Source organism: Streptomyces longisporoflavus (assembly GCF_014649775.1).
GTDB classification, from domain to species: domain Bacteria; phylum Actinomycetota; class Actinomycetes; order Streptomycetales; family Streptomycetaceae; genus Streptomyces; species Streptomyces longisporoflavus.
This window is the reverse complement of the sequence record NZ_BMTR01000001.1, coordinates 187,671-203,021: the sequence shown is the minus strand read 5'-3', so window position 1 is coordinate 203,021 and position 15,351 is coordinate 187,671. Positions and strand designations below refer to the sequence as shown.

At 71.0% G+C, this 15,351-nt stretch carries 11 protein-coding genes and 2 pseudogenes; 5 read left to right on the top strand and 8 right to left on the bottom strand.

Translation table 11 applies throughout. The annotated features are described in order from the left end of the window. Positions 1-18 precede the first annotated feature (18 nt). Positions 19-1,008, top strand: coding sequence for an STM4011 family radical SAM protein (locus tag IE226_RS00975; RefSeq protein ID WP_229870413.1), 990 nt, complete (start codon positions 19-21; stop codon positions 1,006-1,008). On the opposite strand, the pseudogene IE226_RS00970 reads toward IE226_RS00975, so the two are convergent. The 5 genes and pseudogenes from IE226_RS00970 to IE226_RS00950 form a co-directional block, all read right to left on the bottom strand. Next, positions 926-3,112 (bottom strand): annotated as a pseudogene (locus IE226_RS00970) (NHLP bacteriocin export ABC transporter permease/ATPase subunit); the annotation flags it as partial. The gene IE226_RS00975 and the pseudogene IE226_RS00970 sit on opposite strands and share 83 nt — an antisense overlap. A 607-nt stretch (positions 3,113-3,719) precedes the next feature. Continuing rightward, entirely contained in the window at positions 3,720-6,002 is a 2,283-nt protein-coding gene (locus IE226_RS00965) for an NHLP family bacteriocin export ABC transporter peptidase/permease/ATPase subunit (protein ID WP_190078980.1), read from the bottom strand. Further along, positions 5,999-6,805, bottom strand: a complete 807-nt coding sequence (locus tag IE226_RS00960) for an HlyD family efflux transporter periplasmic adaptor subunit (RefSeq protein WP_190078979.1) — start codon at positions 6,803-6,805, stop codon at positions 5,999-6,001. The genes IE226_RS00965 and IE226_RS00960 overlap by 4 nt, the downstream gene beginning before the upstream one ends. 94 nt (positions 6,806-6,899) lie before the next feature. Beyond that, positions 6,900-7,127 carry a type A2 lantipeptide gene (locus tag IE226_RS00955; RefSeq protein WP_190078978.1) on the bottom strand — a complete coding sequence of 76 codons (228 nt, stop codon included), beginning with the start codon at positions 7,125-7,127 and terminating at the stop codon, positions 6,900-6,902. 396 nt (positions 7,128-7,523) lie between these two features. Beyond that, positions 7,524-8,486 (bottom strand): annotated as a pseudogene (locus IE226_RS00950) (TauD/TfdA dioxygenase family protein); the annotation flags it as partial. Positions 8,487-8,953: 467 nt separating this feature from the next. Between IE226_RS00950 and IE226_RS00945 the strand changes: the two are divergent. Further along, positions 8,954-9,412: an RrF2 family transcriptional regulator gene (locus tag IE226_RS00945; protein WP_190078977.1), complete on the top strand. Its 459-nt coding sequence runs from the start codon at positions 8,954-8,956 to the stop codon at positions 9,410-9,412. A gap of 60 nt (positions 9,413-9,472) precedes the next feature. On the opposite strand, the gene IE226_RS00940 is transcribed toward IE226_RS00945, so the two are convergent. Then, positions 9,473-9,694, bottom strand: a complete 222-nt coding sequence (locus IE226_RS00940; protein WP_190078976.1) for a hypothetical protein — start codon at positions 9,692-9,694, stop codon at positions 9,473-9,475. Positions 9,695-9,912: 218 nt separating this feature from the next. On the opposite strand from IE226_RS00940, the gene IE226_RS00935 reads away from it, so the two are divergent. The 3 genes from IE226_RS00935 to IE226_RS00925 all read left to right on the top strand — a co-directional run bounded on the left by IE226_RS00935 (position 9,913) and on the right by IE226_RS00925 (position 13,101). Then, complete coding sequence (locus tag IE226_RS00935; RefSeq protein ID WP_190078975.1) at positions 9,913-11,121, top strand: acyl-CoA dehydrogenase family protein; 1,209 nt, start codon at positions 9,913-9,915, stop codon at positions 11,119-11,121. 147 nt (positions 11,122-11,268) lie between these two features. Next, the gene (locus IE226_RS00930; protein WP_190078974.1) at positions 11,269-12,051 is read left to right on the top strand and encodes a thioesterase family protein; all 783 of its coding nucleotides are present in this window, start codon (positions 11,269-11,271) and stop codon (positions 12,049-12,051) included. Between the two features lie 228 nt (positions 12,052-12,279). Continuing rightward, positions 12,280-13,101 (top strand): endonuclease I family protein, encoded by an 822-nt coding sequence (locus tag IE226_RS00925; protein WP_190078973.1) that lies wholly within the window; start codon positions 12,280-12,282, stop codon positions 13,099-13,101. A 68-nt stretch (positions 13,102-13,169) separates the two neighbouring features. Here the strand turns inward: IE226_RS00925 and IE226_RS00920 are convergent, their stop codons facing one another. Continuing rightward, a complete protein-coding gene (locus IE226_RS00920) occupies positions 13,170-14,147 on the bottom strand; it encodes a 2-hydroxyacid dehydrogenase (protein ID WP_190078972.1) in 978 nt (325 codons plus the stop codon). Next, positions 14,144-15,319, bottom strand: a complete 1,176-nt coding sequence (locus IE226_RS00915; protein WP_190078971.1) for a lactate 2-monooxygenase — start codon at positions 15,317-15,319, stop codon at positions 14,144-14,146. The genes IE226_RS00920 and IE226_RS00915 overlap by 4 nt, the downstream gene beginning before the upstream one ends. Positions 15,320-15,351: the final 32 nt, after the last annotated feature.

The following is a 15,351-nucleotide window of genomic DNA, read 5'->3' as shown; positions in this document are numbered from 1 at the left end:
CCCCTGACCTCGCCGAGCCTGGACCTGACGATCCTCTACCGCGGCCCGCTGGCGTCGTGCGACTACGCCTGCCCGTACTGCCCCTTCGCCAAGCGCCGCGACACCCCCGAGCAACTGCGCGCGGACCGGGCGGCCCTCGAACGCTTCACGGAATGGGCCGGGCACCAGACCGGCGACCGGCTCTCCCTCCTCTTCACGCCCTGGGGAGAGGGCCTGGTCCGCTCCTGGTACCGGCGGGCGCTGGTCGAGCTCTCCCACGAGCCGCACATCGACCGCGTCGCGATCCAGACGAACCTCAGCTGCCGCACGGACTGGCTCGCGGCGGCCGACCTCGACACCGTCGCCCTGTGGTGCACGTACCACCCGGGCCAGACTCCGTACGACCGCTTCCTCGCCAAGACACGGCGGCTTGCCGAGCTCGGGGGGCGATTCAGCGTCGGCGTGGTGGGGCTGCCCGCCCACCTGGACGACGCCCGGCGACTGCGGGCCGCGCTACCGGCCGGGGTCTACCTGTGGGTGAACGCCGCGGAGGGCCACACGTACACCGACGACGAGGCCGCCCGGTGGACCGATCTCGACCCCCTGTTCCCCTACAGCCGCCACCCGCACCGCTCCGCAGGGCTGCCCTGCCGCACGGGTGAGTCCGTCGTCTCGGTCGACGGCGAGGGCACGGTCCGCCGCTGCCACTTCGTCCGTGGCGAACTGGGCAACCTGTACGACGGCTCGTACCGGAAGGCCCTGCAGCCCCGCCCCTGTCCCCTGGCCGTCTGCGACTGCCACATCGGCTACGTGCATCTGGAGACACTGCCGTTGTACGACGTGTTCGCGGGCGGCGTCCTGGAGCGTATCCCCGCGCACGTCACCGCATCTGCCGCCGCACCAACTCGTGCAACCGCCCGCTCGTGTCCGCCAGCAACTGCGCGGGCGGTCCCTGTTGCACCACCCGGCCCTCCGACATCACGATCACTCGGTCCGCGTCAAGGACCGTGGACAGGCGGTGGGCGATGACGATGCGGGTGGCGTTCAGGGCGCGGGTGCTGTCGATGACCGTGCGCTGGGTCTCGTTGTCCAGGGCACTGGTCGCCTCGTCGAAGAAGAGGACGCGGGGGCGGCGGATCAGTGCCTGGGCGATCATCAGGCGCTGGCGCTGGCCCCCGGAGACCGCTCCGCCACCGGAGATCATGGTGTGCAGGCCCATCGGCATGCGCTTGATGTCCTCGGCGAGGCCCGCCATCGCGGCGGCCTCCCAGGCCTCCTCCTGTGTGAACGTCTCGGCGCCGCAGATGCAGTCCAGGATCGAGCCGGTGAGCGGCTGCGCGTTCTGCAGGACCACGCCGCACTGCCGGCGCACGGCCGCCTGGTCCAGGGCCGACAGGTCCTGGCCGTCGTAGAGGACGTTGCCTGCGACCGGCTTGTCGAAGCCGATCAGGAGGCGAAGGAGTGTCGACTTGCCGCAGCCGCTGGGGCCGACGACGGCGACGAACTCACCGGGCCGGATGGAGAGGGACACGTCGTCCAGGACCAGGGGGCCGTCGTCCGCGTAGCGGAAGGAAAGGCCGCGGGCCTCGATCTCCCCCTGGAGTTCGCCCGGCTGTGTGCTCGCGCCCCGCACCTCCGGCTCCTCGTCGAGCACCGGCTTGATCTGCTCGAACATCGGCAGGACCGCCGCCGCCGAGATGAGTGCCCCGGTGAGCTGCGTGACGGACGTCAGGAGCATCGTCACCGCGGTGCTGAACGTGAGGAACTCCCCCGCCGTGAGGCTGCCCCGGGCCGGGCCCGCGAGGAGGATGAACATGACGAGCGTGCACAGCGGCAGGTAGACCGAGTTGAGGACCGTCGTGACGTTCTTGATGCGGCCCGCGCGCTGTTGCAGCTCCCTGCTGCGTGCGAACTCCCCCGCCCACGCCGCGTACGCGAAGCTCTCGGCCCCGGCGACGCGGAGTTTGGGCAGGCCTCGCAGGGTCTGGAACGCCTGGTTGTTGAGCTTGTTGCTCAGCTCGACCAGGCGGCGCTGCCAGCGCAGTTCCCACAGGCCGAGAGTGAGGAACACGGCCGCGATGACGACGAGCATCCCCAGTGCGGCCAGGGCAAGCGGCACGCTGTAGAGCAGAAGCAGGACCAGGTTCATCGCGCCGATGGTGCTCGACTGCAGCGCGACGGGGCCGATGCCCGAGAGGACGCGCCGGATCGCGCTGACGCCCATGGCCGCGCTGGCCAGTTCACCGGTGGAGCGGGAGGCGAAGAAGCGGGTGGGCAGGCGCAGCAGGCGGTCCCAGACCGCCGGTTGCAGTGTGCTCTCCATGCGGCCCTCCATCCTTAGGATGGTGAGGTTTTGGAGCAGCATGAACGCCGCGGAGACGATGCTCGTGATCATCACCGCGAGGGACACCTGGACGATGAGGCTTTTCTCGCCGTTCGGAACGAACACGCCGAGCACCTGACCCGTCGCGATCGGCACGAGCGCCCCGATCGCGACCGTCACCAGACCCGCGATCGCCAGATTGCGTACGTCGCCGCCGGTGCCTCGCAGGCTGAAGCGGAAGAGGCGCCACGGCGTCAGTGTCTTGTCGGGCAGCGGACGGTAGAACATGATCCCCTGCGGCTCGAACTCGTCCGCGTTGCTCTGGTCGACGCGCATGCGCCGCCCGGAGGTGGGGTGCACGGACTCGTAGCCGCCGCGCCGCCACAGCAGCGCGACCGGCTGTCCGCTGGCCGCCCGGTGCCCCACCAGGGGGCCGGTGTTCTCGCGCCACCAGCGCCCGTCGAGGCGGACGGCGCGGGTACGGATCCGCGAGGCCACCGCGACCTGCTCCACCGGGTCGATCCGGTCGCTGACCGCACCGCCCTCCGCGGCGCCGGACAGCGTGATCCCGGCCGCCTCGGCGACCAGGCGGCAGGCCGCGTACGTCGCGTCGTCGCCGCCCCGTGCTTCGCTGCGGCGTCCGCCGCCCCTGCCGGAGCGGCCGATGGAGGCGATCAGTGTGCGATCGGCCTGTTCGCGGACCGTCTCGCCCGCCTTGATGCCGGCCGCGGTGCGGTCCTCGTGGGCCCGCTCCAGGCGTTCGATCCAGCGGTCGAGCGTGGCGAGGAGGCGGTACTGCTGGTTGACCATGCGCTGCCACATGGCGGCGTCGACGAGCAGGTCGCCCGCGGCTTCGGCGCTGTAGGCGGAGCCGTACTGCACGCTGCCCGGCGCGACCGGCATCCAGAGGATGTCGTCGTCGGTCACCACGTCGTCGGCCATGGTGCGGCCGTCGAGCGGCGCCTCGAACAGGACCCGGTGGCTGCGTCCGATGCCGAGCGCGAAGGCGTGCTCCAGGAGGCTCAGGGCCTGGTCCCCGGTGTCGTACCGGCTGGGGTACTGCTGCTCGTACGCCCAGGTGTCGCCGTAGTCGGGGCGGTACAGCTCGCGCAGCGGGATGCGGCGCAGTTCGCAGCCCTGGAGCGGGCGTCCGACCAGGGTGTGCTGGGGTCCTTCGACGGGGCCGAGGAGCAGGGTGCCCGGTTCGAGGCGGCCCAGGAAGTGCCAGTGGCCCTGCTGCACGGCGTCGACCGCGAACAGGTCGAGCGCGCCGGCCACGACGAGCCAGAGCACCTGCGGCCCTTCGAGATGCACGCTGCGCAGCCCCGTGCAGTCGGCCGGGGTGCCGAGCGCGCCGAAGGCGGCGGCGACCGAGTCGTCGGTGTACGGGGTGTACTGCTCCGGTACCGAGGTCACCTCAGTGCTCCTTGACCAGGTCGGCGTAGGCTCCGCCGGCGGCGACGAGGTGTTCGTGGCGCCCGCGTTCCACGACCGAGCCGTGGTCCAGGACGACGATCTCGTCGCTGTCGCGCACGGTGCTCAGGCGGTGCGCGATGACGACGCAGGCGCAGCCGCGGCGGCGCAGGTTGTCGATGATGATCTGCTCGGTCTCGGCGTCCAGGGCGCTGGTCACTTCATCGAGGACGAGGATGCTGGGGCGCCGGACGAGGGCCCTTGCGATCTCCAGGCGCTGGCGCTGGCCGCCGGAGAAGTTGCGGCCGTCCTGCTCGACACGGCCGTGGATGCCGCCGGGCCTGCGGGCCACGACCTCGTAGAGGCAGGCGTCCTTGAGGGCGGCGATGACGGCGTCGTCCGGGATGGAGGGGTCCCACAGGGCGACGTTGTCGCGGATGGTGCCCTCGAAGAGGAAGACGTCCTGGTCGACGAAGGAGACGGAGGCGGCGAGCGCGCCCCGCGGGATGTCCTCCAGGCGCTGTCCGTCGATGCGGATCGTGCCTTCCCAGGGGCTGTAGAGCCCCGAGATCAGCCGGGAGACGGTCGACTTGCCGCTGCCGGAGCCGCCGACGAGTGCGACCTGCTGTCCCGGGCCCACGGACAGCGAGAAGCCGGTCAGGAGGGGTTTGTCGAGGGGGCTGTATCCGAAGGTGATGTCTTCCAGGGTGACGTGGCCCTTGAGACGGCGGGTGCTCGCCTCCGGTTCGGGGCGGGAGTAGAGGGTGTCGACGGGGAAGTTCTCGACGTCCTTGAGGCGTGCGACGTCGGCGCCGAAGTCCTGGATGCGGCCCGCGACACCGTTCAGGCGGGTGATCGGCGCGGTGAAGCGGGTGACCAGGGCCTGGAAGGCGACGAGCAGACCGATCGACAGATGGCCGTCCACCGCGCGCAGACCGCCGATCCACAGGATCGCCGCGCTGTTGAGCGTCGCGAGGGTGGGCGCGGCGACGCCGAGCCAGGCGCTCGGCACGCCCAGGCGCTGCTGCTGCTCCAGGGTGGTGGCGTGCTGTCCCGCCCACCGCCGGAAGTAGCCGTTCTCGCCGCCGGTGGCCTTCATGGTCTCGATCAACTGCAGGCCGGTGTAGGAGGTGTTGGTGAGCTTGGCGCTGTCGGCGCGCAGCTTCTGGGTGCCGGTGGCCCGAAGCCGGATGACGATGCGCATCGCGACGATGTTGAGGAGGGCGATGCCTACGCCGACCAGCGTGAGCTGCGGGTCGTACGTCCACAGGAGGGCCGCGTAGAGCAGTACGACGATGCCGTCGACGCCCGCCGCGGTGAGGTCGCGGGCCAGGGTCTCGGCGACCGTGTCGTTGGACGCGAGCCGCTGGACGAGGTCGGCGGGGCTGCGCTGGGCGTAGAACGTGACGGGCAGGCGCAGCAGATGCCGCAGGAAGCGTGCGCTGCTCAGCGTGGAGGAGATGATGCGCCCGCGCAGCAGGTTCGCCTGTTGCAGCCAGGTCAGGACCACGGTGAGCGCCACCATCGCGCCCATCGAGGCGAACAGCGCCCCAAGGAGCGAGGTCTGATCGCCGATCAGGAAGAGGTCGATGTACGTGCGGCTGAGCGCGGGCAGCGCGGCGCCGACCGCGACGAGCAGCAGGCTGGCGAAGAGCGCGGCGAGCATGGTGCCCGTGGTGCCGCGAAGGCGCGCGGGCATCGCCCGCATGATGCCGGGCCTGCGTCCCCCGCGGCGGAAGTTCTCGCCCGGTTCCAGGACCAGGACGACGCCGGTGAAGCTGGTGTCGAAGTCTTCGGAGGGGACGAAGCGGCGGCCCTTGTCCGGGTCGTTGATGTGCACGCCCCGGCGGCCGAGGCGGCGCCCCATGCCGTCGTAGACGACGTAGTGGTTGAACTCCCAGAAGAGGATCGCGGGCGCCTTCACCTCGGCGAGCGCGGCCGGTTCCATCTGCATGCCCTTGGCCGTGAGGCCGTAACTGCGGGCCGCTTTGAGGAGGTTGCTGGCCCGTGAGCCGTCGCGGGAGACGCCGCACGCGATGCGCAGCTCCTCCAGCGGGACATGCCGTCCGTAGTGGGCGAGGACCATGGCGAGGGCGGCGGCGCCGCACTCCACGGCTTCCATCTGAAGGACGGTGGGCGTGCGGACGGTCTTCTGCGGCTTGCCCTTCGACGCGGGGCGGGGCGCGGCGCGGCGGCGGCCTCGCTGGGGCTCGGGGCGGTGCCTGCGCCGGCCGCCGGGGGGCGGCAGCTGCTGCTGGTGTGCCGGGGAGGGGAGCGGTGCGGTCACGGAAGCAGCCAATCGATCGGGCGCTGCTCGGCGAGGTGGACGGCGCCGGTGGCCAGGGTCATGGAGTCGAGCGCGAAGGGCGGTCCGCCGGCGGTCGACCACTTGTAGCCGGACTTGGTGCCGGAGGATTTTTCCAGGCGTACCAGGACGGCGACGGGCGGCCCGTCCTTGGTGAACTGCGCGGCCAGTTCCTTGTCGCCGAGGAATCCGCTGATCTTCTGTTCGCTCTGGGCGGCGCGTCCGATCGCCTTCACGCGGCCGCGCAAGGTGCCGTACTCGTCCGTGGGCACGGACTGGACCGTGAGGTCCACCGAGGCGCCGACGGGGACGGTGGCCGCGCTGTCCGCGGGGACGTAGAGCATCGTGAGGAGCGGGTCGTCGCCGCCCGATACGCGCTCGACGGTCGCGACGTCGGCGCCGGTGGTGACGACGGTGCCGATCCTGGCGACCAGTGTGCTGACCCGTCCGGCGGCGATGGAGCGTACGACCTTGTCGCCCTGGCCCGTACGGACCTTGAGTACGGGAGCGCCGGCGGCGACGCGCTTTCCCTCTTCGGCCAGGACGCGGGTCACCTGTCCGGTGACGGGGCTCTGCAGGACGTAACTGCCCTGGCCGTGGGTGAGGATGCCGGGCGCCTTGAGCGTGGAGGAGATCGAGCCGGTCACGGCCCAGACGGTCGCGGCGGCCATGACGACGACGGTGACGGCGAGGACGAGCAGGCCCTGGGGCCGGGCGTAGCGCACCGGAAGGTCGAGTTCCTCGGGCGACTGCAGCTTGGACAGGGCCTGTTGGCGGAACTGCACGGAACGCTTCCCTTACTTTGCCTGTGGCGTCCGTGAGCCCCGGAACCAATGGTTCCGGGGCTCACGAATCATGGCGTCTCAGTGAGCTGGATGCTCAGAGACCGGCGGTCAGACCGCCGGCGAGGCCGGTGACAGCGCCGGTGTTGAGGCCGGTGACGCCCTCGACGGTGCCGACGAGGCCGCCGACGACGCCCGAGACCGGGGCGATGGAGTCAACGGTGTCCGTGACGTTGCCCGCGACACCGGCGACGAGGCCACCGGAGACGTTGTCGAGGTCGGCGTCGGAAATCTCGAGGGTCTCGACCTGGGGGGTGTAGTTCATGGTGTGAGCTGCCCTTCTCATGAATGTTGCAAAGGTGTTTCCAACACTGCGGAACCTGTTGTGCGAATTCCGCGGTGGCGAGGATCAAAGCACGTTCGCATGTCGCACATCCAATCGACGAGACGGCCTTTCACGGCGCGTGCGGCGACGAATCACCGCTGCGTGCAGGCATGTTCACCGCGCGGGAGCAGCTCCTTCACAAGATTCACAGACGGAAATCCCGTGAGCGGAAGGACTCCTTCCAACAAAGCGGACACTCAGGCACCAAAGCGCAAGTTCTGTGGTCAATACACAAGAGCTTCGGGAACGGCGGACGCCGAATGGCGTGACTGGGGTGCGCATTCGATGTGCAGGTTTATTGAAGGCGTGCCGAATCATCGCCGAAGGGGACACCGCGCCGTCCGTGGAAGCGCCGGAGGCGATCCCATGACGGGGCTCCGGCACCGACTCCGGAGCGAGCAGCACCGAGCGGCGGCCGTCGACGCCGACCGGAACGTCGCCGTCGATGGTGACGCGGCGCAGGGTGCGCTCGTGGTCGTCGGAGTCGTCGACTCCGTAGTGCTGCGTGGCGCGGTTGTCCCAGATGGCGACGTCACCCGCGCGCCACTGCCAGCGGACCGTGTTCTCCGGCCTCTCCACGTGGGACTGCAGTACGTCGATCAGGGCCCGCGAGTCGGCGGCGCGGAACCCGCTGAGCTTCTGCAGGAAGTTGCCCAGGATCAGGGTGCGTTCACCGGTCTCGGGGTGGACGCGGACCACGGGGTGCTCGGTCTGGAACTTGACCGCGGTGAAGACCTTGCGGTGCTGGTCGAGCGCCGCCGACGAGGCGCCGGGGCGGGAGGCGGCGTAGTCGTAGTCGTTGGTGTGCACGCCGCGCACGCTGTCGGCGAGTACGCGCAGCGGCTCGGGCAGGTCCTTGTACGCGGCGGCCGTGTTGGACCACAGGGTGTTGCCGCCGTACGGCGGGATGACCTCGGCGCGGAGGATGGAGAACGCCGGGTACGCGGGCACGAAGGTGACGTCGGTGTGCCACTGGTTGGCACGTCCGCCGCGTTCGTTGTCGATGCCGAGGGCGTAACGGCCGTCCACGGACGGCACGGTGGGGTGGGCGACCGGGGTGCCGAGCAGCCGGGCGAAGGCCTCGTGGCTCTCCGCGTCGAGGTGCTCCTGATCGCGGAAGAAGACGACCTTGTGCTCGAGGAGCGCGGCGCGCACGGCGGCCACGGTCGCCTCGTCCAGATCCCCGCCGAGGCGGACGCCGGACAGGACGGCGCCGATGCGGCCGCCTACCTTCCGGACGGTGAGGGCGGGGGCGGTCACTGCGGGGGCGTTCACTGTGGAAGCGGTCGCAGACGTCATGGGGTGAGGTCCCTTCGGTGGGGTGGGTGGACGTGCGGTGTTCCGGCATGGGAGGGGGCCGCGCGCCGCAGCGCGGACGGCGTCGCCGCCCGAGGGGGCGGGACGCGAGGGCGCGAGGAGCGCAGAGAAGAGGGGGAGATGTAAAAGGAAACGGAGGCGGCGGTCAGGCCACGCGCAGACGACACGCCGCGGAAGCGAGGCGGCCCGGGTCTACGTGGAGCCGCGGGACGAGAAAGGTCATCGCGGTCATGTCCAGGAGCATGGTCGCCCGCCGAAAGCGTGGCAAGCCCTTGCCCGCCCGCTTCACGACCCTGCAATGAGCCCGACGCCCGGCGGCGCTCCGCCCCGCGGGCAACTGTCTGGGACCGGCGGGGCCCGACCGGCCCTCCGCGGCTCGGCTTCCGCCGATAACACCCCATGACCAGGGGCGATACGTTCCGTTCCGGGCGGTGCAGCATAATGCGGCCATGCGGATCTCAGCCAGGGCGGACTACGCGGTACGGGCCGCGCTGCAACTCGCCGCGTGCCAGGACGACGGCCCGCTCAAAGCCGAGGCCATCGCCGACGCCCAGGAGATCCCGCACAAGTTCCTCGAGGGCATCCTCAACGACATGCGACGCGGCGGTCTCGTCCTCAGCCAGCGAGGCGGCAACGGCGGCTACCGCCTGGCCCGGCCCGCGGCCGGCATCAGCATCGCCGACGTCATCCGGGTCGTGGAGGGCCCCCTGGTGTCGGTACGCGGAGTGCGCCCGCCGGAGCTGGCCTACAGCGGGCCCGCGGAATCACTCCTGCCGCTGTGGATCGCGCTGCGGGCGAACGTCCGCCAGATCCTCGAGGGCGTGTCCCTCGCCGATGTCGCGCGCGCCGAACTGCCGGCCCCCGTCACGGAACTCGCCGCGGACCCCGCGGCATGGACGAACCCCTGACCCCTGGCACCTGCCCCCTCGGGCAGCCGCCGCCCATGACCGCACGATCCAACCGCGCGATCAACGCCGGTTACGCGGATGGTTGCGCGCAGTGCGCTCGTTGCCGTGCTTGTACGCACCGGTCCAGCGGGCCATGACCAGCTGGGCATCGCCCGACTCGGCCTCGGCGAGGAACTTCTCGGCCCGCGCGCCGCGCAGCGTTCCGGCCGCGCGACCGTGATGGGTGATCGTCACGCTGCCATCGGGATGCTGCTCGTAAATGAATCCAGAGGGTCTCGGCATGGTCGGATGCTAGGCATCCGGGCCGGGGTTCCGGTATCGAATTTCGGTGCGCCCCACGGGCGATCAGCAGAACGAACCCCCGGTGGACCGCACCTTCCGCATCCCGAACGGCGAGACGAGGCCGTCCGCCCCTTGAACACCCTCTTGTCGCACCAGGAGTTCGTGACGAGTATTCCTATCAATCAGGTAGGGAAACTAGGAAAATGTGAGGCGCCCCAGTGACAACGCTGACCCCCTCCGCCTCGCCGCGTGTCGTACGGGAGCTCGCCGACGATCTCGCCGTCGACGCGGACCTGCGCGACCGGGCGGGCAAGCCTCCGTTCGACGAGGTCGCGCGGCTGCGCGAGGCGGGGCTGCCCGCGCTCCTGACGCCGCCCGCCCCCGAGGACGGCGCGGACGGCCGGGGCAGCGACTGGCGCACGGCGTGTACGGCCGTCAGGGAAATCGCCGCGGCGGACAGCTCCATCGCCGAACTCCTCGCCCACCACCACGCCCTGTCGTGGAGCCCGCGCCTCTTCGCCGCGCCGGGGAACGCCGCCGCGCTCGAACGCCGCGCCGTGCACGAGCAGTGGCTCTGGGGCGGTGACATCGAGCTGCCGGACGCGCAGACGGGCACCGACCTGACCCTCGCTCCGACCGCGGACGGCCATGTCCTGCACGGTCGGCGGCCCCTGACCGCGGGTGTCGCCGTCGCGGACCGGCTCGTCCACACGGTGCGGCGCACGGACAGCGGCGAATGGGTGGTCGTCCATGTGAACCCGGCCCACCCCGGCGTCTCCACCGAACCCGCGCACGACCTGCTGGGCCAGCGCCTCAGCGGCGCGGGCGCCGTGAGCTACGACGACGTACCGGTGGCCGCACAGCAGGTGCTCGGCACGGTGCCCGTCGACGAGCACGAGATCTCGCCGTACACCGCGCTCGCCCCGCTGACCCGCCGCCTCCTGCTCGTCCAGGTGGGCCTGGGCAACGCGGAGGGCGCCCTGTCCGAGGCGCGCGACATCAGCCGCGCCCTGCCGCGCCCCGCCCTGACGGGGGCTCTCGACACCGGCGCGGACTGCGGGCCGCCGCCCACGGACCCCTATCTGCTGCTCGCCTACGGGGAGTTGGCGACGGCCGCACACACGGCAGCGGCGGTGGTCGAACTCGCGACGGAGGCCTTGGCCCGCGGTCTGGAGACGGGGCCCGCGCTCGGCGCCGACGAGCGGGCCGACATCACGTTCCTCGTGGGCGCGGCCGAAGCGGTCACCGCCGAGGCCGCCCTGCACATCACCACCCGCGTCCTGGAACTCACCGCCGGGACGCCCTCCCCTTCGGCCGACCCCGGCATCGACAGGTTCTGGCGCAACGCCCGGGCCCTGACCGCCCACAGCTCCGCCGCGCACCGCCTCCGCGACATCGGGGAGCACTACCTCAACGGACTGCACTGACGGCCCGCCCTGCTCTCCCCTCCACTCCCTCTCCTCCACCCCCCTCTCCTCCGGCGCCAGTACGATCTTCGGATACGGGACCCGGGGCCGCGCTCGGCATCCATCGGCGTCCCGTCCCGCACCCGCGAGGCCGAGAGGGATGCCCCGTTGAACACCGGCAGCTACTACGAGCCCATCGACGAGCGGCGCTACAAGCCCACGCTCCACGCCGGCGGCGCCTGGGACACCGACGAGATGCACTTCAGCCCGCTCGGCGGTCTCATCGTGCACGCCATCGACCGGTACCTGGCGGACCGGCCGGACAACGGTCTCGTCATGTCCCGGATCAGCTTCGACATCCTCGGGCGGCTGGCTCTCGACGAGTGCGAGATCCGGGTGGAGACCATCCGGCCCGGCCGCACCATCGAACTGGTCGAGGCCGTCGTGCTCATGGCCGACCGTCCGGTGGTACGGGCCAGGGCCTGGCTCCTCACCTCCGTCGACACCGGCCCCGTCGCGGGCGGAGGCGCGGACAGGCTCACCCCGCCCGACGCACTCGCGCCCTGGCACATGGCCTCCGTCTGGCCGGGCGGGTACATCGCCTCCGTGGACGTCCGCCCGCTCGCTCCCCCGCAGCCGGGTCGTACGACGGCCTGGGTCTCCACCTCACTCGACCTCGTCGCCGGACAGACCGCGAGCCCCCTCGCGTCCTTCGTCGCACTCGTCGACACCGCCAACGGCATCGCCGTACGCCAGTCCCCCACGGAGTGGATGTTCCCCAACGTCGACCTCACCGTGCATCTGCACCGCCAGCCCGTGGGCCGCTGGACCGGGCTCGACACCACGGTGACGTTCGGCCCCACGGGACAGGGCATCACCAGCACCGTCCTGCACGACGTCAACGGCCCGGTCGGCCACGCGCAGCAAATGCTCACCGTCCGGCCCCTGTAGACCATTCGGTGTAAACCACCTGGCCCCGGGTCACATGCGGCGGCGGATCGACCCATCGGCCCCACCTGTCGTGTCCACGACATCGTCACAGACTCGACGCACAACGTTCATACAGTGATGCGCCCGCCCGTGCCACTCTCCCGTTGACCCACTTGTCAACTCGCGTAGAACGCCGGGCCCGTCGGAGGCACCAGTGCTGCGCGAGCCTCCGGGAGAGGACACCCCCACATGCCCGTCCCTCACATACGCCGCTGGAAACCGCTGGCCATGACGGCCGCCGCACTGCTCGTCGGGATCACCGTCCCGGCCGCCGCCGACGCCGCGACCACGGACCCCACGCCGAGCGCGGCAGCCGTAGGCGCCTATGACGACACGTACTACAAGGACGCACTCGGCAAGACGGGACCGGAGCTGAAGAGCGCCCTGCACACGATCATCAGCGACCAGACGAAGCTGTCGTACTCACAGGTCTGGGACGCGCTCAAGGTCACCGACGAGGACCCGGCCAACAGCGGCAACGTGATCCTCCTCTACACCGGCCGCTCGCAGAGCAAGGACAGCAACGGCGGCGATCCGGACCAGTGGAACCGGGAGCACACCTGGGCCAAGTCCCACGGCGACTTCGGCACCGCGACCGGCCCGGGCACCGACATCCACCACCTGCGCCCGACGGATGTCTCGGTCAACAGCACCCGCGGCAACAAGGACTTCGACAACGGTGGCAGCGAGGTCGGCGAGGCGCCCGGCAACTACACCGACTCCGACTCCTTCGAACCCCGTGACGCCGTCAAGGGCGACGTGGCCCGCATGATCCTGTACATGGCCGTGCGCTACGACGGCGACGACGGCTTCGCCGACCTCGAACCCAACGACAAGGTCGACAACGGCAGCGCCCCCGCCATCGGCCGCCTCTCCGTCCTGAAGCAGTGGAGCGACGAGGACCCGCCGGACGCGTTCGAGAAGAACCGCAACGAGGTCATCTACGACCAGTTCCAGCACAACCGCAACCCGTTCGTCGACCACCCCGAGTGGGTCGGGGAGATCTGGTAGAGCACGGCCGGCGGTTGTGGCAGCGGCGTCCGGCGGACCGCTGCCACAACCCGCGGCTGCCGGGGCCGTCAGGACACCACGTCACCCAGCGGCTTGCCCTCCAAGTGGCCTGCGACGTTCTGGATCGCGGCCAGGGCGATGCGTACCAGCGTCTCGCGGGTGACGCCCGCGACATGCGGGGAAAGCACCACGTTCGGCGCCTTGAGCAGCCGCAGGGCGGCGGTGGGCGGTTCGGGGTCGAAGACGTCGATGCCAGCCCCGGCCAGCGTGCCGGCCGTCAGCGCGTCGGCGAGGGCGTCCTGGTCGATGAGAGCGCCCCGCGAGGTGTTGATGACGAAGGCCGTCGGCTTCAGGAGAGCGAGGCGTTCGGCGTCCAGCAGGTGGCGGGTCTCTTGTGTGAGCGGGGCGTGCAGGCTGACGTAGTCGGACGTGCGCAGCAGTTCGTCGAGTCCGACATGGCGCGCACCGCCGAGGCGGGCCTCCGTCTCCGCTGGTACCGGCCTCGGCCCTGCGTAGACGACGGTCATGTCGAACACGACCGCGCGCCGGGCGACTTCCTCGCCGATGTGACCGAGCCCGACGATGCCGAGCGTCTTGCCGGACAGCTCCGTGATGGACTGCTGGAGGCGGGGCAGCGCCCAGTCGGCCTCGGTGAGGGCGGTGTGCGCCGGGATCAGCTGCTTGGCGAGGGCCAGCATGAGGGCGAAGGTCTGCTCGGCGACGTTCTGCTTCTCGGCGCCGCTCGAACCGATCGAGCAGACGTGGATGCCGCGAGCGCGGGCGGCCTCCAGGTCGACGTAGTCGAAGCCATGGCTCGCGCACTGGACGACTTCCAGGTCCGGGGCGGCGGCGATGTGCTCGGCGGTGACGGGCGCGAGGCCGGTGACGATGACGTGTGCCGCGCGCAGGGCCGCGGGGTCCTCGTCGGCCGATTCGACGACGGAGACGTGCGCCGACGCGGGCAGCAGCCCGGCGAGGGCGCCTCCCGCCGCGCGGCCGCCCACGTGGGGCGAGACGATGGCGAGGACGTTCTTCACGACGGTCATGCGGACTCCTCGATCAGGTCGTCGGGGGTGAGGGTGGCGGGTCCGGCGTGGCCGGACAGGGCCAGGGTGAGGTCGAGTTCGGCGAGCAGACAGCGGATCACGTGGTCGACGCCCGCCTGGCCGTCCAGGCCGAGACCGTAGGCGTACGGCCGTCCCACGAGCACGGCCTCGGCGCCGAGCGCGAGCGCCTTGAAGACGTCGTCACCGGTGCGGACACCGCTGTCGAACAGGACGCTGATCCGGTCGCCGACGGCCTCCACCACGCGGGGCAGGGCGTCGGCCGCCGCGACGGAGCCCGCGACCTGGCGCCCGCCGTGGTTGGAGACCACCACGCCGTCCATGCCCGCGTCGGCGGCGCGGCGCGCGTCATCGGGGTGCAGGATGCCCTTGAGCACGATCGGACCGTCCCAGTTCTCGCGCAGGAAAGCCAGGTCCGGCCAGGTCTTCGCGGGGTCGGCGAACATGCCGACGAAGTGCATCACGGCCGCGTTCGGGTCCTCGTGCACCGGCTTGGCGAGACCGGCTTGGAACGCGGGGTCGCTGAAGTAGTTGGCGGTGCCCACGCCGTGCAGGAAGGGCAGATAGGCCTGGTCGAGGTCGCGCGGCCGCCAGGCGAGGAGCGGGGTGTCGAGCGTGACGACGAGGGCGGTGAAGCCCGAGGCCTTGGCGCGGTCCAGGAAGCTCTTGGTGACGTCGCGGTCCTTGGCCCAGTACAGCTGGAACCACCGCTGCCCGTCCCCCATCTCCTCGGCGACCTGCTCCATGGACGTGCTGGAGGCCGAGGAGAGGATGAACGGGACACCGCGGGCCGCGGCCGCGCGGGCGGCGGCGGACTCACCCTCCGGGTGCATGATCGACAGGACGCCGATGGGGGCGAGGGCGAGCGGCGCGGGCAGCCGGTGGCCGAGCACCTCCACCGACAGATCGCGTTCGTGTACGTCGCGCAGCATGCGCGGCACGATCCGGCGCCGCTCCAGTGCCCCGCGGTTGGCGCGGGCCGTGCTGCCGTTGCCCGCGCTTCCCGCGACATAGCCGACAGGGCCCGGGCCGAGCCGCTGCTCGGTCAGCTCCTCGAGCCGCGTCAGGTCGGTGGGCAGGCGGGGTACGGCGCCAGTCATGCCGTTGAGATAGATCTCGTACTGGAAGTCCGCCCAGTTCGGCGTCGTCGTCATGTGGTGGGTCCCGTCCGATGGCCTTGAGACTG